We start from the raw sequence: 20747 nt of genomic DNA on the forward strand, positions 1-20747 counted from the left end.
TCGTTTACCCCATTGTCTTGAATACACTCTAAGGTAAGGCATCATGCTGCTTCGTAAACTCAATCTCGCGCCGCGTTCGGCGCTGTGTTTCGGCTTGTTCTGTCTCATGATTATCGCGATCGGATTGATCGCTCTGCAGCAAGTCGACTTGCTCAACAAGGCAGAAACGTACGTCGAGACGACGATCGTGCCGAGTATCAAGCTGCTCGGCCAACTCGATCGAGAGTTCGTCGAAATCAAGGGCAACAACGCTCGCTTGCGCAATCCCATTGAAACGAGTGAGCGCAAAGCGCAGGCCCTGATTGACATCCAGCAGTCGCGTCAGATGATCAAAAATCATCAGCGTGCGCTCATTGACCTGCTGGCGACTGACGCCGGGCGCGAGGCGTTCGAGGAGTTTGCCAAAGCACAGAAGGTCAACGATCAGGCGCAGGATCAATACCTTGAAACAGTGGCGAACGGGCAGCTTGAAGCGGCCATTGCGCTGTCCAGGAATCAGATGCGTGCGGCGTCGGATGGCGTACAGGTCGCGCTAAAAAAGTTGATTGCTCTCAACGAGATAGAAGCTTATGAGGCGGGCAAGCAGGCCGACAATGTCTATGAGCACACGCTGTTGATCGTCAGTGTGTTCATTCTCATCGCGATCGGTGCTTCGTTGGCCCTGGCCGTGTTGTATACCCGCAGCCTGACGGTACCCATTGCAGGCTCGCTAAGGGTGGCCGAATGCATCGCCGCCAATGATTTGAGCGAAACCATTGCGCTGGATGGCTCCGATGAGGCGGCGCAAATGCTGTCGTCATTGGCGGCGATGCAAACCAGTCTGCGAGATGCCTTGATCATGATCCGTGATTCGTCCACGCAGTTGGCCGAGACCTCGGAGGTCATGCACGGCGTCACTGAAGATATCTCGCGTATCACTCAACGTCAGAGCCATGAAATCGAAATGGCCGCCACCGCCGTCACTGAAATGAGTGCAGCGGTGGAGCAGGTTGCAGACAACGCCGCATCGACCTCGCAGCTGACGTCGGAATCAAGCGCGGCAGCCATTGCCGGTCGAAGTCAGGTCAGCGACACGGTAGCCGCAATCAACCTGATGGTGTCCAGCGTGCACAGCACCTCGGCTGAGGTGCAGGCGCTATCGACCATGGCGAGCGATATCAGCAGCGTGCTGGACGTTATCCGAGAGGTTGCCGAACAAACCAATCTGCTTGCCTTGAACGCAGCGATCGAAGCGGCGCGGGCGGGGGAGGCGGGTCGCGGTTTTGCCGTGGTTGCCGATGAGGTGAGAGGGCTGGCGCAGCGTACTCAGAAGTCGACCGAGGACATCGAGTCCATGGTCAGCTCCATTCAGTCGGGCACCAGCCGCGCAGTTTCCTCCATGAGCCACACCCGCGCTCAGGCCGAGAGAACGCTCGAAATGGCCAATATCGCCGGCGAAGTGCTGACCGACATCACTGGCTCGCTGAATCTCATCAACGAGCGAAACCTGCTGATGGCAACCGCTGCAGAAGAGCAGGCTCAGGTTGCGCGTGAAGTGGATCGCAGCCTGATCAGCATTCGCGACCTTTCGTGTGAAACCGCAGAGGGATCGAAACAGACCGCAGTCGCATCGGCGGAGCTGTCGCAATTGGCGGCGTCGCTGAACAAATTGACCAAGGAATTCAAACTTTAATCAGTAAACGTAAAGCCCTGGCTACCAGGGCTTTTTGATCAGCGCTCGATCGGCGCAGCAAAGTCTTGCGCATGGGGTGCAGAGTCAGTTTGTGCTGGCGATGCGGTTTGTGCTGTCAACTGCTCAATGCAGCTGGCGAGTTGTTTTTCATAGCTTTCAAGTACCGCTTCGGCTTCAGCTTCGCGCTCATCACGCAGGCGGAAGAAATCGTCGCGATTGAGTTGGTCCGCAACAAGTCGGATGTTTTGCTCGATGATCGCGCACAGTGAATCTTCATCCTCTAACGCCGCGCTGGTCAGGGCTGCCTGTCGATTGTTTTCGAGTTCGGTTTTTGCGTGCTCAGCGGCCTTCGCCTGTTCCTTTGCGCTAAGCAGGTCGGCTTCCAAAACCCGTTTCTGTTCCGCCAGGCGCTTCAGTTCTGCGCTCATCGACTGGATTGCATCGGCGCGCTGGGTGAGTTGGACCTCCTGTTGTTGCACCACAGCCTTCAGTGGAAACAGTTCATTGAGTTGGTAGCCGGCGACCACAGTCATGGCGATCAGTGCCAGCGCAAGAATGGTCAGGCAGTAGATGGCGGCGTTGCTCTGGGGTTTTGAGCTATTGAGGGTATCGAGGGCTCTCACGGAATCGTTTCTCCTATCAAGAGTAGACAGTGTAATAACCTCGATTCGCTGGGCCTTTAAGACGAGTCTTAAATTGTGCTCTATTTGCGTATGTCGATAACGGCTAACATTTGTTAACGAATTCGCAGAAGGCTTCTTGTTTAAACCGACTATCTAAAGTTTCTTGTGGGTCCATGAGAATTGTCTTGTTTGCGAATAAATAAACTTTTTGCTCAAGCTCCTTTTTTTCATTATCGTCTGCTGCCGCTTTGGTGGCGTTACTGCTGATAGTTTACGCAATCGTCCGCCATTCAATTGTTTGCAAACACGGCGAGTCCAGAGAGATTGCTATGAAGTTTTCCCATGTTTTAATTGTCGGTTTTTTGTATTTACTGCCATTTAACGCAATGGCTGCAGTTTGCGAATTTTATCCCGACCATTCCAAGGGCAGTGTCAGGGTGGTTCTTCCAGCCACGATCTCGGTGCCTCGTGACACGCCCAACGGCACGGTTATCTATGAAAGCCCGATCGTGACCCTGGGCGCCATACCCAGCTCATTCAGGTGCTCTGCGGTACACAACGAAGGTGTACGCAATACTGTCGGCGTTACTCAGCCGGGCGCGGAGATTTTTCCTATCGGAAATACCGGAATCGGCTGGCAATGGGTCCGACCGCCATCGGGGAAAGCGTGGAAAGGCTTTCCAGGAACTACCGACACTGCTGGCGGTTGGGGTTGGAATGGTTCTGAGCACATCTTGCGTTTTGTAAAGACGGGAACTATTTCCGGCAGTGCGACGATACCCTCAGGCCAACTTGGGACCTTCGTCGCTGCAGAAATCGAGCCTCTGGCAATGAATACAAATGGCACGCGGATCGTCTCGCAGTCTTGTGAAACGCCTGATGTGAAAGTGGATATGGGCAGCTACACCATGAGCGATTTTTTGCAGAACGGTGACTATGCCAAGGAGAAATACTTCTTTCTTGATATGAAAAACTGTCCTCCCGGAATCAATAACTTCAGGTACTCCTTTTCGCCCACTGCGGGCAGCCCTGCATGGAGCGCTGATACCGGCGTGGTACACCTCAACAGTAATTCCACTGCCAAAGGGCTGGCATTGCAAATGCGCTTCAGTGACAGGACGATACTCAAGCTGAACCAGAATTACATAATGAAAGCGCCAACATCGAGCGGCGGTAATGCATCCGTTTCCTTGCAAGCCCGCTTCGTGCGCATCGAGCCTTCCAATGCGCAAATGCGGGCGGGCGATGCCAATGCCGAAATTGCCTTTGTCGTCGAGTATCTATGAGCCCAACAGCCTCTTTACCTCAGCCACAATCACCGCAATATCAAACGGCTTGGGCACCACCACATCAAACAGATCCGAACGCTGCATGCCGATGTGCGCTTGCGCGCCACTCATGAGAATGATCGGCAAGTGTTTGACGGACGGCTGGGCACGCACGGCTTCGGCGAATTCGAGGCCGTCCATGATCGGCATCATGAAGTCGGTGATGACCAGCGCCGGACGTTCTCTTTCCAGCACCTCGAGCGCTTTCTTGCCGTTGCTGGCGGTCACTGTCATGAAGCCCTCATCCTCAAGCGCAAAGCCAAGAATGTCAGCAATCAGATACTCGTCGTCGACTACCAGAATGGTGGTCATGTTATTTCAACCCGCTTGAAGACTTACGAAATTGAACCAGGCAATGACTCAGCTGCGACTGAAGGTTCATTTTTCAAAGCCTTTTCCAGGAACACATCTTGATCGCGTACAACCACCTCGAACCGCGACGGGTTGTAGGAGCTATCGCGTACCTTAAGAATGGAAAGCGTCCTGCGAAGTTCAGCGTGATTTTCAAAGAAACGCATGAGCATCAGGTTGTCGACAATACTGGACAGGTCAGAGTTCGGTGCGCTGACCTCGGAGCCGAACAAATCGCGCATTTCCCATGAGGCGAACACCGTAACGCCTCTGGATCGAAGCTCATTCATCAGCGCGCTGAAAAAGTCGGTGATGCGTTCCGGTGTGGTTGAAACCCGAGTCATGCCGCTGAGGCTATCGATGAACAGGCGCTTGATGCCTTTTTCATCGACCAGGCTCAGCAAGCGTGCGCCGAGGCCGTCCAGCAAGCCTTCGGTAGTTGGCTGCCAGGCAATGCTCAGCGCACCGCTGTGTTCCATGTGTTCGATATCAATGCCCAGCGAACGGCCTTTCAGCCGCAGCCGCTGCGGGCTTTCATAGAAGCCGAAGTGCAGGCCCGGCGCTTCGGCCGTCGACTGTGCGATGAACTTCAGACCCAGCGTGGTCTTGCCGATCCCGGAAGGCCCCATGACCAGCGTCACGCTGGAGCTGTGCAAGCCACCACCGAGGATGTCATCCAGTGAAGCAATGCCGCTTGGAATGCGCGTCATGTCCGCGCTGTCAGGGGCGGAAGGGCGCTTGTAGAGACTTTCGAGGCGCGGGTAGACGACCAGGCCGTTATCGGTGATCTCGCACTCGTGAAGACCGGTCAACGCGCCGCTGCCGCGAGTCTTGCGCAAATGAATGCGGCGCACCGAACGGGTACCGAACAGCTCTTCGCCCATTTCGATGACGCCGTCGACCATCGTGTGCTCGGGGCTGCCGTCATCCAGGCGCGAGCTGGTCAGGAACAGCACGGTGCAACCGGCAAATGCGGCATGGCCTTGCAGTTCAGAGATGAATTTTTTCGTGTCGATCGGCGAGTCGGCTTTGGAACGTGCATTGAGCAGGCCGTCAACGACCATGACGGTCGCCTTCTGCCGGGTGATTTCGCGTCGCAGCAGTTTCACGACTTCATCGAGGCCTTCGTTTTCCAGCGTATCGAATGCGCTGACAAACTGAATTTCCGCGCCGACTCGCGAAGCGTCGAAAAAACTCATGGTCGACAGGAACTGGAACAGGCGGTCGTGGGACTCGGCCAGCAACGTGGCGACCAGCACACGACCGCCATTACGGGCATGGTGAAACCCTAGCTGGTTGGCAAGGATGGTCTTGCCGGAGCCCGGACGCCCTTGAATGATGTACGAGGCACCGGCGACAAAGCCCCCCTGAAGCAGCGCGTCGAGCCCTTCGATCCCGCTTTGAAGGCGTTTTAGCTTTTCCACAATGCGACCCTGATCTGAATAAACAGGCTTGTTCAGCCGAATGAGTGAAATGCTAACGCCATTTCCGGTTGAGGGCCATAAAGGCTGGGGAAAAGTAGCGTTTTTGCAATGTGAACCTGGCACGTGACTGCTCGGGATCAGGGGGTAGTGACAAGTCCGGCACAGGAAGATTCGATTTTTCGAAACCCGGAAGCCGATTACATCCATAGGCGCTGCTGCGGACCGTGAGGGTAACGCTTGCCACTTTGCTTTCATGAAATCGTCACAAAACTGCTGCAGAGTTCGGGAGCCCGTAATCACTAGGTGTCATTTAATGAAAAGTTTGATGAAGTCTGCTGCGCTCGCCATTGCGGTATCTCTTTGTGCCACCTCGGCCTCATTTGCAGCAGAAAATGTTCGCCTGACGGGGTCCGGAGCAAGTTTCCCGGCACCGATCTACCTGACCTGGTTCAAGGATTTCAGCAAGAAGTCCGATGGCGTCACTGTCGATTACCAATCCAAGGGCAGTGGCGCGGGCGTACAGGACTTCTTGAACAAAACCGTGGATTTCGCTGCCAGTGACTCGGCAATGAAGGACGAAGATATCGCCAAGGTCGCCGAAGGCGTGCAGTTGCTGCCAATGACCGCCGGGGAAATCGTGCTGGCCTATAACCTGCCGGGCAATCCCAAGGGCCTGAAGCTGCCACGCGACGTCTATTCCAACATTTTCCTGGGCAAGATCACGCGCTGGAACGATCCGCAGATCGTCGCAGCCAACCCGGACCTGAAACTCTCCGATACGCCGATCACCGTTGTCGTGCGTGCAGATTCCAGCGGTACGACCGCGGTATTCACCAAGCACCTGGCAACCGTCAACGCCGAGTTCAAGCAGGCGTTGGGTGAGGGCAACACCGTCAACTGGCCGGCCAGTGACAAGTTCATCAAATCGCCGAAAAACGATGGCGTAACCGCTACCGTACGCCAGACCCCTGGTGCGATTGGTTACATCGAATATGGCTTCGCCAAGCTGGCCAAGGTCGACTTTGCGCAGTTGCAGAACAAGGCTGGCAATTACGTCGTGCCAAACGCCGAAAGCGGTGCCGAGGCCCTGGCGGCGGTGAAGATGCCGGAAAACCTGGTGGCCTGGCTGCCTGATCCGGACGGTGCCAAGTCCTATCCGATCACCTCTTATACCTGGATGATTTTCCGCAAGGACAATGGCAACCCGGCCAAGGCCAAGGCCATGCGTGAAATGGTCGAATACAGCCTGACCGAGGGGCAGAAGATTGCCGATTCGATGGGTTACATCCCGTTGCCGCAATCGGTCGTCGAACAGGTTCGCAAAGCGTCCGCCAACATTCAGTAACGCCGTGAGGTCTCTCCCGGCGTGTGCGTCTGCGCCACGCCGGGAGAGTTTTCCCCCTGTTCCGGACTTAGCCCATGAACAAACCTTTTGTCGTACCGGTTAATCCCGACTCTGCCTGCCAGCCGCCTTCGACGAAGGATTTTCTGGTTGATCGCACCTTCCGCGCGCTGGCGCGCATCGGTGTGGTACTGATTCTGGCGCTGGTATTTGCACTGGTGTTCGAAGTCGGACGCAAGGCACTTCCCGGTATGGAGAAGCACGGCTTCGATGTGCTTCTGGGCAGCGTATGGGACGTCAACCAAGGCAAATACGGCATTCTGCCAGCCATCTGGGGCACGCTCTACAGCGCCTTCATCGCGTTGCTGATCGCCGGTGTTTTTGGTGTGAGCATGGCGATTTTCCTGACCCAGGATTTCCTGCCGACCAAGCTCGCTGCGCTGTTTCGCACCATCGTCGAACTGCTCGCGGCCATTCCCAGCGTGGTCTATGGCCTGTGGGGGATCTATGTGGTGATCCCGGCGATTCGGCCGCTGACGACCTGGTTGAACAGCGAACTGGGCTGGATACCTTTTTTCGGCACGTCCCTGAGCGGTCCGGGCCTGCTGCCCGCAGCGCTGGTGCTCGCGATCATGATTCTGCCGACCATTGCCGCCGTGTCGCAGGACGCGCTGACGGCTGTGCCGATGAAAACCAAACAGGCCGCGTACGGCATGGGCACAACCCATTGGGAAGCGATTCTCAAAGTGATGGTGCCTTCGGCCGCCACCGGCATTTTCGGCTCTCTGGTGCTGGGCCTGGGCCGCGCGCTGGGTGAAACGATGGCGCTGGCCATGCTGGTCGGCAATGCCAACAACATTTCCCTCTCGTTGTTTGCACCGGCCAACACGCTTGCCGCTCTGCTGGCGCTGAACTTCCCCGAAGCCGGGCCGAACGAGATCGAGGTGTTGATGTATGCCGCGCTCGTGCTGATGTTGATTACGCTGATCGTGAACATTTTCGGCTCGATGATCATGATGTACGCCCAACGGGGTAACAAGTGATGACTGATCTGACCGCAGCAACAGACCTGACGGCGCCAACCGGTGCGATGCCCAGCTTGCAACGCAGGTTCGAAGGCCGTGCGCTGCGCAGCCTGATCCTGACCACCCTGGTCTGGGCAGGTGCTTTGCTGGCCAGCGTGCCGCTGATTTCCGTGCTCTACATGCTGATCACCCGCGGTGGTGCGCGTCTGAACCTGGAAGTCTTCACCGAACTGCCGCCGACCGGCTTCGAGATGGGCGGCGGTTTCGGCAACGCGATGGCGGGTACCTTTGTGATGGTCGGTATCGCGGCAGCGATCGCGGTGCCGGTCGGGATCATGGCGGCCATTTTTCTGGCTGAACTGGGGCCTGACAGCAAGCTGGGGAACGCCGCACGTTTTGCCGCCAAGATGCTCACGGGCCTGCCGTCGATCCTGGCGGGGGTGTTTGCCTACGCTTTGGTAGTAATGACCACCGGCACGTATTCGGCACCGGCAGGTGGCGTGGCGCTCGCCGTCCTGATGCTGCCTATCGTGGTGCTGACCGCCGAAGAATCGATGCGGATGGTGCCCAAGATCATGAAAGATGCTGCTTATGGCATGGGCTGCACTCGCTCGCAGGTCATCTGGAAAATCATCTTGCCGACCGGCATGCCGGCGATCCTGACTGGCGTGATGCTCGCCGTGGCGCGTGCCGCAGGCGAGACGGCCCCTTTGTTGTTTACCGCGCTCTTCAGCAACTACTGGATCTACCACCAGGGCAGTCTCGATGTCATGAATCCGACTGCCTCGCTGGCGGTGCTGATCTACAACTTCTCCGGCATGCCTTTCGATAACCAGCTCGAGCTCGCATGGGCGGCCTCGTTGGTGCTGGTGATGATCGTGCTGTTCGTGAACATCATCAGCCGGATTTTCGGCAAGCCCAAGTATTAAGAACGGGAGCATCTGATTTTGAACGTATCCACTGCGCAAATTGCCGCTCCGTTTGTCACCCAGGCGCCTGTAGTCATGGACTGCAAACTGGACAAGATTTTCTACGGCAACTTCATGGCAGTACGTGACAGCCACGTGCCCATCGAGAAAAACAAGATCACCGGATTCATCGGTCCCTCGGGCTGCGGCAAAAGCACCGTGCTGCGCAGCCTCAACCGGATGAACGATCTGGTGAAGGGCTTTCGTTTCGAGGGCCATGTGCATTTCCTCGGGCAGGACGTCTACGGCAAGGGCGTCGATCCGGTGGTCGTACGTCGCTACATCGGCATGGTGTTTCAACAGCCTAACCCGTTCTCGATGAGCATCTTCGACAACGTCGCGTTTGGCCTTCGCCTCAATCGCTACAAAGGCGATATCGGCGACCGCGTCAAGCATGCGCTGCAAGGCGCCGCGCTGTGGGACGAAGTCAAGGACAAGCTCAAGGTCAGCGGCCTCTCGCTCTCCGGTGGCCAGCAGCAACGCCTGTGTATCGCCCGGGCGATCGCCACTGAGCCGGAAGTCCTGCTGCTGGATGAGCCTTGTTCGGCACTGGACCCGATCGCCACTAGGCGCGTCGAAGAATTGATGGTCGAGTTGAAGAAGGACTACACCATCGCACTGGTGACCCACAACATGCAGCAAGCCATCCGTGTTGCTGACACCACGGCGTTTTTCTCGGTGGATATTTCCCAGGGCACACGCACCGGTTATCTGGTCGAGATGGGCCCGACGGCGCAGATCTTCGACAACCCCCGTGAACAGATGACCGGCGATTACATCAGCGGCAAGTTCAGCTAAGTCACAGCACCGGTCACGGCCGCCTACCTGCACAAGCCAAATGGATTTGGCGGGCATCGGTGGACATTTACCAAGCGTTTCCAAGGAGCTCCAATGCCTGCCACGCATCGTCTTGATTTGCCTGCGATTGAACGTGCACTGCGGGAAGTGCAGAGCCGTTTCGCCGAGCTCAGCCGGCACTTCACCGAGCCCCGAGACCCGTTGACTGATGAAGTGCTGCACAACGTGCTTGAAGGCTATGCGTTGGTTGACGAGTATGTTGCCCGCGGCGTCGACCTGTTCGATCTGCAGCAACTGAACCTGATGCTGGAGATCAATGCCACGGTGCTTTGTGGCCGGGATCCGGCGCGCCGGCTGGAATACGCCCAGCATCTGGCAGCCACCGAGGCGCATTTCTTCAACAACGTCGAGGGCGGCATCAAGGACTTGTACAACTGGTATTGCGCTTATCGCAGTGAGTCAGTCTGGAAGCGTGCAGCGGGTGTCTATGTGCGCATTCTGAGCAAGCCGCAGCTGTTTATCGAAGGCAACAACCGCAGTGGCTCGCTGATTGTCAGCTACTTGCTCATGCGGGCAGGGCTGCCTCCATTCGTGTTGACCCTGGAAAATGCCGAGGGCTATTTCAACCCGTCTTCGGTCATCCGCAATTCCGCCAAGCATGGCGTCAAGGCGTTGTACGAATTGCCAAAGATCAAGAAAAAATATGCAGCATTCTTAGAAGAACAGGCGCCCGATCCAATGAAGTTCTTTCTCAAAGGCAAGCCTTTGCCTCTCTCTCAAGGTGGCCATTGATGAACTGGGCACCAGCATTTGCCAGATTGACAACCTTCGGCAGCCGGGCAGGGCAGGCTATCCGCTGCGCTTTGCCGCAGTTGTTCGAACGTCAGCGCATACGGATTTCGTTCGATATCGATGACACGCTCGCCTGCCAGCTTCATCACTGCGCAGTCGAGAACAGTCGACTACCGGCCTGTATTCATCGTTGGCTGGGTGAGCCGTTGCGGATGGGCACACGATCGCTGATCCGAGAGCTGCGTCGCCAGGATTGCAGTGTCTGGGTCTACACCTCATCCGGGCGCACGCCGTCCTATATCAGGCGCTGGTTGGCGCTGTACGGTATCCGCGTCGATGGCGTGGTCAACAGCGTGCTGCACAACCGTGCGCTGACGGCGCACGGGATGTCGAATGCGCCTTCCAAGTATCCGCCAGCGTTCGATATCGACTTGCATGTCGATGATTCGGAGGGCGTGCAGATTGAAGGCAAGGATCATGGCTTCCGGGTGGTCGTGGTGCATCCCGAGGATGATCGCTGGGCGCAGAAAGTGCTGGATTCGGTGGCCAAGGTCCAGGCGCAGCTCGCTTGGCAGCAAATGCTCAGACCTCAGGCGCCGGTGCAACAGCGTGCGGAGGCTGTCTTTGAGTCGCTTGGCTGAGCGAGTACGCATTGGCTATCTGGACAGCAGCGCCTCAGGTGTACGAGGCACTGCTGAGAAATGACTCAATAGATGCGCAAAACATGTCTCGCAGAAACGACAAAGCCCTGAATAATCAGGGCTTTGTCGTATAAAGATGGCGGAGGCGATGGGATTCGAACTCATGGACCTGTTACAGTCGACGGTTTTCAAGACCGTTGCCTTAAACCACTCGGCCACACCTCCGTTTGCGTTGCGGGCGCCATAATACCTGAATGAAACACACTGTCAAACTCTCTGCATGGCTTGTTACAGAGCGTCTGTTATGATCTTTGCGACTGAACGTTTCAAACCAACAGGAGTGTCGCCATGCGCGAACAGGATTACGCAGTTAATAACAGCGTGCAGGCTGAGCAGCTAGAGGTTAGCCGCGTCCTGCGCAACACTTATGGTCTCTTGGCTCTGACCCTCGCATTCAGCGGCGTGATGGCCTTCGTAGCCCAGCAGATGCGTGTCGGCTACCCGAACATTTTCGTGGTGCTGATCGGCTTCTACGGGCTGTTCTTCCTCACCAACAAACTCCGTGATTCCGCGTGGGGCCTGGTATCCGCCTTCGCGTTGACCGGTTTCATGGGTTTCCTGCTCGGCCCGATCCTCAACCGTTACCTGGGCATGCAGGGCGGCGCTGAAGTGGTCAGCTCGGCTTTCGCCATGACCGCACTGGTGTTCGGTGGTCTGTCGGCCTACGTGCTGATCACCCGCAAGGACATGAGCTTCCTCGGTGGATTCATCACCGCAGGTTTCTTTGTCCTGCTGGGCGCTACGCTGGCGAGCTTCTTCTTCCAGATCAGCGGCCTGCAACTGGCGATCAGCGCCGGCTTCGTGCTGTTCTCGTCGGTCTGCATTCTGTTCCAGACCAGCGCGATCATCCACGGCGGCGAGCGCAACTACATCATGGCGACCATCAGCCTGTATGTATCGATCTACAACCTGTTCGTCAGCCTGCTGCAACTGTTCGGCATCATGAGCCGCGACGACTGATCGTAATGGCTGCAATAAAAAACCCGCTTCGGCGGGTTTTTTATCGTCTGGAGAAAAGTGTCTGCTCAGTTGATGACGATGCTGCCGTCCACTTGCTGACGGTAGATCGTGTAGGGCAGCAGCAAGGTATCGAGCGCGCCGGACACCACGGCGTCCACCAGCACCACCGGAATGGCCGCGTTGCGGTGATCATCGGGATCGATGCCTGAGGCCAGCGGAGCGTTCAGCGTGCAGAAGTCATAAGCGAGGCCGCTGTAGATTCTCGGTACCGCGCCGCAATAACTTTTCTGCTGCTTGAGTCCGTCAACGGCAGCCTGATCGTTGCGCGCTATTGTTTGAATCGTGCCACAGCCGCCGAGCAGCATGCCGGCCAGCAGTATTGCCTGAATTTTCATAGCGCCATTCCTTAGCCGCGAAAAACCCCAATCTACCCTGATCATTGGTAAAAGACACCTACGCCATCGGTGGCAGTCGCCGCTTGACCGGGGTCTTCTTGACGATCGCGGTGTTGGTTTCGGCCAACGTATTCAGTCGGTCGAGCAGGGTATCGAGCTGCTCCATCGAGCGCACGTGCAGGCGGGCAATAAAGCAGTCGTCGCCGGTGACCTTGTCGCACTCGGTGAACTCCGGGATCGACATGATCTGCCGCTCAACCTCCTGCAGTTGCCCTGGCAGCGGCCGCACCCGGACGATCGCCTGCAACTGATAGCCGAAGCATTTCGGATCGATCTCCACCGTGTAGCCCTTGAGCACGCCGCGTTCTTCCAGACGCCGCAACCGCTCGGCCACGCTGGGCGATGACAGGCCGCTGATCTGCGCCAGCGCTTTGAGCGAGCGACGCGAGTCTTCCATCAGCGCGCTGATAAGGATCTGATCGATATCGTCAGTCACATTCAAACTCCGGATTAGGCAAAGGACGCAAATCACCCTCGATAAAAAAGGCAAAAACCAAGTTTAGCCTGCTTTATGCGCTGGAGCAGCCCGAGGTGCGCTTGGCATACTTTTGCCATGCTTCGCTCACAGCCTCAGGAGAAGATGATGGACAACGCAATCCGCCGCGGTTCGCTGGAAATGACCGCCGCCATGCTGATATCCGGGACGATCGGCTGGTTTGTGCTGGTGTCCGGGCAACCGGTGCTGGAGGTGGTGTTCTGGCGCTGCGTGTTCGGCGCCGGCACCTTGCTGTTGGTCTGCGCCGCGTTCGGCTTCCTGCGTCCGGGGATGCTGACCCGCACAACGTTTCTGCTGGCGGTGCTCAGTGGAATGGCGATTGTCGGCAACTGGGTGCTGCTGTTCGCATCCTATTCCCGCGCCTCGATAGCCATTGGTACGGCGGTCTATAACGTGCAGCCGTTCATGCTGGTCGGTTTGGCAGCGTTGTTCCTCGGCGAGAAAATTACCCTGCAGAAGCTGTTCTGGCTGGCGATTTCGTTCATGGGCATGCTGGCGATTGTCAGTGCCCATAGCACGCAAGGCGAGGAGGGTAACGATTACTTGATGGGAATTGCCCTGGCGTTGGGCGCGGCGTTTCTCTACGCGATTGCCGCACTGATCATCAAGCGCCTGACCGGCACGCCGCCGCACCTGATTGCGCTGATTCAAGTCTGCACCGGTGTGTTGTTGCTCGCGCCGTTCGCGCATTTCGATGCGTTGCCACAGGGCGCCGATGCGTGGGCGAGTCTGGTGACGCTGGGCATTGTGCATACCGGTTTGATGTACGTCTTGCTGTATGGCGCGATTCAAAAGCTGCCGACGGCATTGACCGGCGCACTGTCGTTCATTTATCCGATCGCGGCGATTTTCGTTGACTGGTTCGCCTTCGGCCATCGCCTCGAATTGCTGCAATGGATAGGCGTTGCAGCGATCCTGCTGGCCGCCGCCGGCATGCAACAAGGTTGGGGCTGGAAAGCCCGGCGGCTGGCGGCGCAGTAAGGATCAGATGTTCCAGCGCGGTGCGGTGGCTGCCAGGCGCTGGCGCATCTCGCTGATATTGGCGGCGAGTTGCCGGGTCAGCATCCGGTAGCCGTCGAGCGTATTGGCGACTGGCGCATCAAGGTCCGCTGCTGGCAGCTCCATCGGTCGCTCCAGCCGTTGCGAGGCCCCGGTTTTCAACGCGCGAGCCATGCCGATCAGTTGCACACGAATCTGCCGGTGCTCAGCCTTCAGTGCCGTTTGCAGATGTGCCGTGGCCTGCGGGTCGCTTGCGTTGGGGCGGATATTGCCGAGGATCTCCAGCGTGCTGATGCACATGCGCAGGTTGCGCTGAATCGCGTCGAGCTCGGTCATGGAAATCTTCACTTCCTTGGACACCGACGGCATCAGCGAGCGTAACTGCACCATCACCGCCCCCACCTTGCTCATCAGCCGCACATGCTCGTCGGCGCTGACCGCTTCACCGTTGATGATGCGCCCGTACACTGTGGCGCAGTCGCGCAAGGCGTCGGCGAGGTTGTAACGCCACGAGTAGACCGCGTACAGCGGCAGGGCGAAGGAAAACGCCAAGGCGAGGGCGATGCCGATCAGGATGTCGACGCCGCGCCACAGTCCATCGGTGATCGGGTTGTCGCCATGCCCGGCAACGATGAACACGGTGATCGCCGAGAGCAGGGCGGTGTAGCCGCCCTTGCCAATCGCGTGATACGAGAAAAAACCGCACACCACAGCCATGGAAAAGTAGGTCAGCCACGGCATGTCCAGCCAGGCGTGCTGCGCCACTAGGGCCAATCCGACCCCCGCGCCGATCAAGGTACCAATGGCGCGCTCGGCGGCTTTTTTGCCGATGTTGCCGTGATGCTGCAAACCGCCGATGACCACCAGCATGGTCACTGACGCCCATTCGCCGTGGGGCAGATTGATGCCAGTGGTCAGCAGAATCGTCGCCAACAATCCCAAGGCCACCCGCACGGAATGGATCAGTCGGGCGTGACGGTAGCGCCGATACGGGTCCAGTAACGGACGCAGGATACGGCGCAACAGCGGTGGCAGGCGGTGGGTGCTGTAAGTAGTCAGTGCGAACCTCGTGAGTCAGTCAAATCAATGGAAGGGGAAAATGTAATTCATCCAGGCGGACATGCGCAGCAGGATTTTGCGCATCGCGCCGATGTGATGAAAGTGCTGACTGTAAAGCGCCGCTTGCCCGTAGGCGCCGCCCGGCATGAGCGCGCTGTATTCGGCGAACGCCGGGTCAGTGATTTCAATGATCACCGGCACGCGTCCGGCCGGTGGCGAACCGGTGTAGCTGATCAGGGTACCGGAAGGTTGCACCTGGCCCTCGGCGATCACCCCGATCACACTTTTCACCCGACCGGCGAAGACCTTGCCGGGAATGCCATCGAAGGCGACTTCGGCCTCGTCGCCCACGGTCAGACGCAATAGGCTGTTCTGGCGCATCCAGGCGGCGAAGTATTGACCTTCCTGCGGAATAAACACCATTGACGGGCGCAGCGGCAGCTTGCTCGCCATCATCCCCGGTCGCAGCGAAACGTGGGTGACGAAGCCTTTGCTCGGCGCTCGAACCACGGTGTTGTCCAGCTCGAACTGCGCATTGTCCAGTTGCGCCTGCAGATCGTCGGTGCGAGCAATGGCCGCGTCCAGTTCTCGCTGGGTGCCGAAGTTGCGGCGGATCAGTTCGGTGATGCGGTAGCGGTCGCCTTTGGCTGCAACCAGTTGCGCCTTGAGCGATTTCAGACGGTTCTGGAAAGGCGTTGGATCGATGCGGAACAGCACGTCGCCTTTTTCCAGGGGTTCGTTGCCCTTTACCGGCACGTCGATCACCTGGCCGCTGATGATCGGAATGACCGGCACCGAGACGAAGTAGGAGCGCGCCACCTCAGAATAGGGATGGTTGTAGTTCATGGTGAAAATCAGCGCGCCGATGATCAGCACGCCACCCAGGACAGCGGTGGGCACCGTCCATTTGTTCAGCGGAATGCGGAAGATCTTGAAAATCGCGACGCAGAGCGCGGCATACGTGAGGATGAGCAACAGATCCATGCTCAGATCCCCCGGCTGTCAGAGTGAGGCGCAACCGGCGACTGCGCTTCCAGCCGCTCGATCCGGGCTTGCAGCTCGACGACCTGTTGCTCCAGTTGATCGACGTGATTCTGAATGGGTTTGCCATCGCCGAAACCCCAACCGCGATCCTCGCGATAGGCCATCGCCCAGATCCACAGAAATGGCCAGAGTGCATGCAAGGTGAACAGACTGACCCAGCCAGTGGCATGGATCGCGTCCTGGTGCGGGTGGTTGCGGTGGACAGCGATCTCGTACGGGATGTCATGCAGCACGATGATCCCGTAAAACAGCACGAGACCGACAAAAACCAACAGACCCAATGCGAAGTAATCGAGCATGGTCAGCCTCCCGGGCATCCAGCAATGCTGGGCTGAGTGTAGTCACTGAATCGCCGGGGGGCTGACGGATCGGCAGGATCATTCAATCCTGCCGATCACCCGTCAAAAGATGTAATCGGTGGTCAGGAAGCTCGAATCACGCCCGCGAATGATCTCGCTGATCAGATCCTTGTTGCTCTCCTGGAACTTGGTCGCCACCAGGGTGCGGATCGAAAACACTCGCAATGCATCGTGAACCGACAGCGTGCCTTCGGCGGAGTTTTTGCGACCGTTGAACGGGTAAGTGTCCGGGCCGCGCTGGCACTGGGCGTTGAGGTTGATACGCCCGACCTGGTTGGCGAAAGTGTCGACCAGCCGGCCGACCGCCACCGGGTTGGTGCCGAAGATGCTCAACTGCTGGCCGAAATCGGATTCCAGCACATAGTCGATCACCGTATCGAGGTGGCGGTACGGCACGATGGGCACGACCGGACCGAACTGTTCTTCCTGATAGACGCGCATTTGCGGATTCACCGGATACAGCACTGCCGGGTAGAAGAACGAGGCGTGGGATTCACCGCCATTCGGGTTGACTACCTGAGCGCCTTTGCTTTGCGCATCCGCGACCAGACCGTGCAGATAATCGACCTTGCCCGCCTCCGGCAGCGGCGTCAGCGCCACGCCGCTGTCCCACGGCATGCCCGGTTTCAGCGTGGCCAGTCTGGCGTTGAATTTCTCGATGAAGCTGTCGACCACGTCTTCATGCACGAAAAGAATTTTCAGTGCGGTGCAGCGCTGACCGTTGAACGACAGCGAACCGGTGACCGCTTCGCTGACGGCGTTGTCGAGATCGACTTCAGGCAGGACGATACCCGGGTTCTTGGCGTCCAGACCCAGAGCCGCGCGCAAACGGTGTGGTTTCGGGTGCAGCTTCTTCAGGTCACTGGCAGCCTTGTTGGTGCCGATGAAGGCGAAGATGTCGATCTTGCCGCTGGCCATCAAAGCACTGACAGTCTCGCGGCCGCTGCCGTAGATGACGTTGATCACGCCGCTCGGGAAGCTGTCGCGGAAGGCTTCGAGCAACGGGCGAATCAGCAGCACGCCGAGCTTGGCCGGTTTGAACACCACGGTGTTACCCATGATCAGTGCCGGAATCAGCGTGGTGAAGGTTTCGTTCAGCGGATAGTTGTAAGGCCCCATGCACAAGGCGACGCCGAGCGGCACGCGGCGGATCTGGCCGAGGGTGTCCTGCTCCAGCTCAAAGCGGCTGGAACGGCGGTCGAGTTCTTTCAGGGCATTGATGGTGTCGACGATGTAATCGCAGGTGCGATCGAACTCTTTTTCCGAGTCCTTGAGGTTCTTGCCGATCTCCCACATCAGCAGCTTGACCACCGCCTCGCGCTGCTCGCGCATGCGGCCGAGGAATGCTTCGACGTGCTGGATGCGCTCGGCCACGCGCATGGTTGGCCACAGGCCTTGGCCGCGATCGTAAGCGCGAACGGCAGCGTCTAGGGCGGTAAGGGCGGTGTCGGCATCCAGCAGCGGCGTGCTGCCGAGGATCACCTGTTCTTCGCCGTTTTCGCTTTTCAGATACACCGGGCTGCGCACCTGCGCGAGCGGGCCGTCCCAGCGGCGCAACTGGCCATCGACCAGATATTCACGCTGCTCGACCTGAGCGTCGAGGCGATATTTTTCCGAGATGTCGCTGACCGAAGGGAACAGGTTGCCAAGGATGTTTGCTGTGGTCATGTCACTACCCTGTGTTGAAGTCGGCGTGCCGATTGAAAGTCTTGTGAAGGTTATACGCCTGAACGGGCCGGGATTTAACCCTGTGAATGTCACGCGAATGTCACGCAACGGTACAGAGCAAAAGGGCAGGCGCGTCGCCGAATCTCATGCCACCCCTAATCCCTGTGGGAGCTGGCTTGCCAGCGATGGGGTCGGCACATCCACCCGCTTGATTGAATGACCCACCGCCATCGCTGGCAAGCCAGCTCCCACAGGGTCTGAGTGATTTCGCGGGCCATGTGCAGTTTCGTAATGAAGCTTTTATGACAAAAGTTCGGTAGCCCTTTGCCAGTCCGGTCATGCCTGTGTAACGCGCTTGAGGGGCCTTTCGGGGCGCACTTTGCAAGCCGAGGCGGGACGCCGGGAGTGAGGCAATGGGGACTATGGAACGCTATTCGAAAGTGGGCATGCAGGAGCTCGATCAACGCCTGTCGAAGATCGTCGAAGCCGCGCGCAAGAAGCCGGTTTCGGTGTATCGCTACGGCGCGCCGTGGGTCTGGATCGTCTCGCAGGATGACTGGCAGGGCGCTTTGAAAGAAGTCTCCAGCTACATTCCGCCGGGCCATTCGCTGGTGCTGCTGCGCCCGCAGATCGACGATCTGCTCGACGCCCATCGGGACCTGCTGCGCGACCTCAACGCCGCGCCCGGCATGCTCATTCCCGCGCAGACGGTGATGCACATCCTGCTCCTGCAATTGCTGTATTCGGTGCCCAGCGAACAGCAGCTCTATGAACAGCTCAATTACAACCTGCTGTTCCGCTGGTTCGTCGGCCTTGGCCTGAACCAGAAGGTCTGGAGTTTCACCGCCCTCAGCCGTGACATCGCCACGCTGCTCAACGAGCCGCGTGCGGTGCTGCTGATTCAGAAAATCATCGGCGAAGTGTTCTGCGGTGCCTTGCTGCAAATGCCCGAGTTCTCGCTGAACTTTGCGCTGTTGCACACCTGGCTGGGCAAGCACGCCTGCGCCACAACGATCAGCAATTGACGCAGCACACCGGGCGCTAACGCCCACAGGTCATCGCGAATTTCAGGGGGTAATGTGGAACGGATTTTCACGTCACGGCTGGCGCTGTGGGGCTGGCTGCTGGTGACGGCGGGCGCGCAGCCGGCTCTGGCCGAGGAGGGCACAGAAGCGCCCGCCGCGCAGCGGCTGGTCGACGTCAACGAATACTTCGTGCGCGGCAATACCGTGCTCGATGCCCGGGCGATCGAAGAAGCGGTGTACCCGTTTCTCGGCCCGCAGAAAGCCTTGAGCGATATCGAAGGCGCCCGCGATGCGTTGCAGAAGGCCTATCAGGAGCGCGGCTATCAGTCGGTGTTTGTCGAGCTGCCCGAGCAGGCTGTGGCCGATGGCATCGTCTATCTGCAAGTCAGCGAAACCAAGGTCGGCCGGGTGCGCGTGGTCGGCGCCAGACACTATTCGCCGCTGGACATCCGCGACAACGTCCCGGCGCTGAAAGAAGGCGAGGTGCCGGACTTTGCCAAAGTCCAGGGCGAACTGGCGCAGCTCAACAAGACCCCCGGTCGCCAGGTCATGCCGCTGGTGCGTGAAGGGCAGCGCCCCGGCACCATGGACGTCGACTTGCAGGTCGAAGACCAGAACCCGTGGACGGCCAGCGTCGGCCTCAATAACGACTACAGTGCCGACACCGAAAAGCTGCGCAGCGTCACCAGCCTCGGTTACAACAACCTCTGGCAGCTTGGCCACAGCGTCAACCTGACGTTCTTCACCGCGCCGCAGGAAACCGACAACGCCAAGGTCTGGTCCGGGTCCTACACCGCGCCGCTGAGCGAGCGCTGGAGCGTGCAGTTCTCCGGTTACCAGTCCGACAGCAACGTCGCCACCATCGGCGGCAGCAACGTGCTCGGCAAGGGTCACAGCTACGGCGTCGCGGCGATTTACACGCTGCCCTCGAGCGGCAACTGGTCGAACTCGTTGTCCGCCGGCATCGACTTCAAGGACTTCGACGAGCGCCTGAGCCTGTCCGGCGAAAGCGACAAGGTGCCGCTCAAATACGCGCCGTTCACCTTCGCCTACAACGGCTATCGCTACAGCGAAAAGAGCCAGCTCGGCCTCGGCCTGAGTCTGGTTGCCGCCACCCGCAGCGTGTTCGGCTACGGCAGTGACGACGAAGATTTCGACTACAAACGCTATCGCGCCAAACCGAGTTTCGCCGTGCTCAAGGGCGACACCAACTACACCTGGACCTTCGACAGCGACTGGCAGAGCGCAAGCAAAGCCGCATTCCAACTCGCCTCGGGGCCGCTGGTTTCCAACGAACAATTCTCCGCCGGCGGTGCCACTTCGGTGCGCGGCTATCTCGCTGCCGAGCGCACCGCCGATGACGGCTACCTGCTCAGCCAGGAATTGCGCACACCGTCGCTGGCGAAATTCGCCGGCACGTGGATGCAGGACTGGCGCTTCTATGCCTTCGCCGAAGGTGCGCAGCTGTACCTGCGCGACGAACTGCCGGATCAGGACGCCAATTACGCTCTGGCCAGCGTCGGCCTCGGCACCCGCGCCAGCCTCAGTAAATGGCTGTCCGGCAGCCTCGACTGGGGCTACCCGCTACTCGAAGGGCCGAACACCTCAAAGCAGGAATCGCGCCTGCACTTCAACCTCCAAGCCACTTTCTAACGGAG

Annotated in this window: 21 protein-coding genes and 1 tRNA gene; 12 read left to right on the plus strand and 10 right to left on the minus strand. The window is 58.5% G+C overall.

Annotation, left to right across the window (positions count from 1 at the left end; genetic code table 11):
* Positions 1 to 43: 43 nt before the first annotated feature.
* Positions 44 to 1672, plus strand: coding sequence for a methyl-accepting chemotaxis protein (locus tag KVG87_RS00315; RefSeq protein WP_073474635.1), 1629 nt, complete (start codon positions 44 to 46; stop codon positions 1670 to 1672).
* A gap of 38 nt (positions 1673 to 1710) precedes the next feature.
* Here the strand turns inward: KVG87_RS00315 and KVG87_RS00320 are convergent, their stop codons facing one another.
* Positions 1711 to 2295, minus strand: a complete 585-nt coding sequence (locus tag KVG87_RS00320) for a hypothetical protein (RefSeq protein WP_217848492.1) — start codon at positions 2293 to 2295, stop codon at positions 1711 to 1713.
* Positions 2296 to 2624: 329 nt separating this feature from the next.
* Between KVG87_RS00320 and KVG87_RS00325 the strand changes: the two genes are divergently transcribed.
* Positions 2625 to 3581 carry a fimbrial protein gene (locus KVG87_RS00325; RefSeq protein WP_056785684.1) on the plus strand — a complete coding sequence of 319 codons (957 nt, stop codon included), beginning with the start codon at positions 2625 to 2627 and terminating at the stop codon, positions 3579 to 3581.
* Here KVG87_RS00325 and KVG87_RS00330 read toward each other — a convergent pair.
* Positions 3576 to 3935: a response regulator gene (locus KVG87_RS00330; RefSeq protein ID WP_122507244.1), complete on the minus strand. Its 360-nt coding sequence runs from the start codon at positions 3933 to 3935 to the stop codon at positions 3576 to 3578. The two genes, KVG87_RS00325 and KVG87_RS00330, sit on opposite strands and share 6 nt — an antisense overlap.
* Positions 3936 to 3958: 23 nt before the next feature.
* Positions 3959 to 5398 carry an ATPase domain-containing protein gene (locus tag KVG87_RS00335; protein ID WP_122507245.1) on the minus strand — a complete coding sequence of 480 codons (1440 nt, stop codon included), beginning with the start codon at positions 5396 to 5398 and terminating at the stop codon, positions 3959 to 3961.
* Positions 5399 to 5711: 313 nt separating this feature from the next.
* Between KVG87_RS00335 and pstS the strand changes: the two genes are divergently transcribed.
* The 6 genes from pstS (at position 5712) to KVG87_RS00365 (ending at position 10964) form a co-directional block, all read left to right on the plus strand.
* On the plus strand, positions 5712 to 6743 hold the full coding sequence (gene pstS / locus KVG87_RS00340) for a phosphate ABC transporter substrate-binding protein PstS (RefSeq protein WP_051600442.1): 1032 nt from the start codon (positions 5712 to 5714) through the stop codon (positions 6741 to 6743).
* Between the two features lie 74 nt (positions 6744 to 6817).
* Positions 6818 to 7783: a phosphate ABC transporter permease subunit PstC gene (pstC, locus tag KVG87_RS00345; protein WP_024012838.1), complete on the plus strand. Its 966-nt coding sequence runs from the start codon at positions 6818 to 6820 to the stop codon at positions 7781 to 7783.
* Complete coding sequence (gene pstA / locus KVG87_RS00350) at positions 7783 to 8694, plus strand: phosphate ABC transporter permease PstA (RefSeq protein WP_110646555.1); 912 nt, start codon at positions 7783 to 7785, stop codon at positions 8692 to 8694. Before pstC ends, pstA begins: the two co-directional genes overlap by 1 nt.
* A 75-nt stretch (positions 8695 to 8769) precedes the next feature.
* A complete protein-coding gene (pstB, locus tag KVG87_RS00355; protein WP_016774591.1) occupies positions 8770 to 9531 on the plus strand; it encodes a phosphate ABC transporter ATP-binding protein PstB in 762 nt (253 codons plus the stop codon).
* A gap of 93 nt (positions 9532 to 9624) precedes the next feature.
* The gene (locus KVG87_RS00360; RefSeq protein WP_024012840.1) at positions 9625 to 10323 is read left to right on the plus strand and encodes a hypothetical protein; all 699 of its coding nucleotides are present in this window, start codon (positions 9625 to 9627) and stop codon (positions 10321 to 10323) included.
* Positions 10323 to 10964, plus strand: coding sequence for a hypothetical protein (locus tag KVG87_RS00365; protein ID WP_225930727.1), 642 nt, complete (start codon positions 10323 to 10325; stop codon positions 10962 to 10964). The genes KVG87_RS00360 and KVG87_RS00365 overlap by 1 nt, the downstream gene beginning before the upstream one ends.
* A gap of 137 nt (positions 10965 to 11101) precedes the next feature.
* On the opposite strand, the gene KVG87_RS00370 is transcribed toward KVG87_RS00365, so the two are convergent.
* Positions 11102 to 11189 (minus strand) — tRNA-Ser (locus KVG87_RS00370).
* Positions 11190 to 11312: 123 nt separating this feature from the next.
* On the opposite strand from KVG87_RS00370, the gene KVG87_RS00375 reads away from it, so the two are divergent.
* Positions 11313 to 11984 (plus strand): Bax inhibitor-1/YccA family protein, encoded by a 672-nt coding sequence (locus KVG87_RS00375; RefSeq protein ID WP_008006561.1) that lies wholly within the window; start codon positions 11313 to 11315, stop codon positions 11982 to 11984.
* A gap of 65 nt (positions 11985 to 12049) precedes the next feature.
* Here the strand turns inward: KVG87_RS00375 and KVG87_RS00380 are convergent, their stop codons facing one another.
* Both KVG87_RS00380 and KVG87_RS00385 read right to left on the minus strand, forming a co-directional pair.
* Positions 12050 to 12379 carry a YceK/YidQ family lipoprotein gene (locus KVG87_RS00380; protein WP_217848494.1) on the minus strand — a complete coding sequence of 110 codons (330 nt, stop codon included), beginning with the start codon at positions 12377 to 12379 and terminating at the stop codon, positions 12050 to 12052.
* Between the two features lie 58 nt (positions 12380 to 12437).
* The gene (locus KVG87_RS00385; protein WP_056785725.1) at positions 12438 to 12875 is read right to left on the minus strand and encodes an Lrp/AsnC family transcriptional regulator; all 438 of its coding nucleotides are present in this window, start codon (positions 12873 to 12875) and stop codon (positions 12438 to 12440) included.
* A gap of 147 nt (positions 12876 to 13022) precedes the next feature.
* On the opposite strand from KVG87_RS00385, the gene KVG87_RS00390 reads away from it, so the two are divergent.
* On the plus strand, positions 13023 to 13916 hold the full coding sequence (locus tag KVG87_RS00390; protein ID WP_217848503.1) for a DMT family transporter: 894 nt from the start codon (positions 13023 to 13025) through the stop codon (positions 13914 to 13916).
* 3 nt (positions 13917 to 13919) lie between these two features.
* On the opposite strand, the gene KVG87_RS00395 is transcribed toward KVG87_RS00390, so the two are convergent.
* The 4 genes from KVG87_RS00395 to KVG87_RS00410 all read right to left on the minus strand — a co-directional run bounded on the left by KVG87_RS00395 (position 13920) and on the right by KVG87_RS00410 (position 18064).
* Positions 13920 to 14960, minus strand: a complete 1041-nt coding sequence (locus KVG87_RS00395) for an FUSC family protein (protein ID WP_217849359.1) — start codon at positions 14958 to 14960, stop codon at positions 13920 to 13922.
* A 57-nt stretch (positions 14961 to 15017) separates the two neighbouring features.
* Positions 15018 to 15977, minus strand: coding sequence for an HlyD family secretion protein (locus tag KVG87_RS00400; protein ID WP_016774598.1), 960 nt, complete (start codon positions 15975 to 15977; stop codon positions 15018 to 15020).
* A gap of 2 nt (positions 15978 to 15979) precedes the next feature.
* Positions 15980 to 16336 carry a DUF3302 domain-containing protein gene (locus tag KVG87_RS00405; protein ID WP_095179895.1) on the minus strand — a complete coding sequence of 119 codons (357 nt, stop codon included), beginning with the start codon at positions 16334 to 16336 and terminating at the stop codon, positions 15980 to 15982.
* Between the two features lie 102 nt (positions 16337 to 16438).
* Positions 16439 to 18064, minus strand: a complete 1626-nt coding sequence (locus KVG87_RS00410) for an NADP-dependent glyceraldehyde-3-phosphate dehydrogenase (RefSeq protein ID WP_217848512.1) — start codon at positions 18062 to 18064, stop codon at positions 16439 to 16441.
* Between the two features lie 413 nt (positions 18065 to 18477).
* Between KVG87_RS00410 and KVG87_RS00415 the strand changes: the two genes are divergently transcribed.
* Together KVG87_RS00415 and KVG87_RS00420 are read left to right on the plus strand one after the other, a co-directional pair.
* Positions 18478 to 19089: a transposase gene (locus KVG87_RS00415; RefSeq protein WP_217848514.1), complete on the plus strand. Its 612-nt coding sequence runs from the start codon at positions 18478 to 18480 to the stop codon at positions 19087 to 19089.
* A 54-nt stretch (positions 19090 to 19143) separates the two neighbouring features.
* Entirely contained in the window at positions 19144 to 20742 is a 1599-nt protein-coding gene (locus KVG87_RS00420; protein WP_217848516.1) for a ShlB/FhaC/HecB family hemolysin secretion/activation protein, read from the plus strand.
* The last annotated feature ends 5 nt before the right edge of the window (positions 20743 to 20747 follow it).

The organism is Pseudomonas siliginis, from assembly GCF_019145195.1.
Taxonomy (GTDB): Bacteria; Pseudomonadota; Gammaproteobacteria; order Pseudomonadales; family Pseudomonadaceae; genus Aquipseudomonas; species Aquipseudomonas siliginis.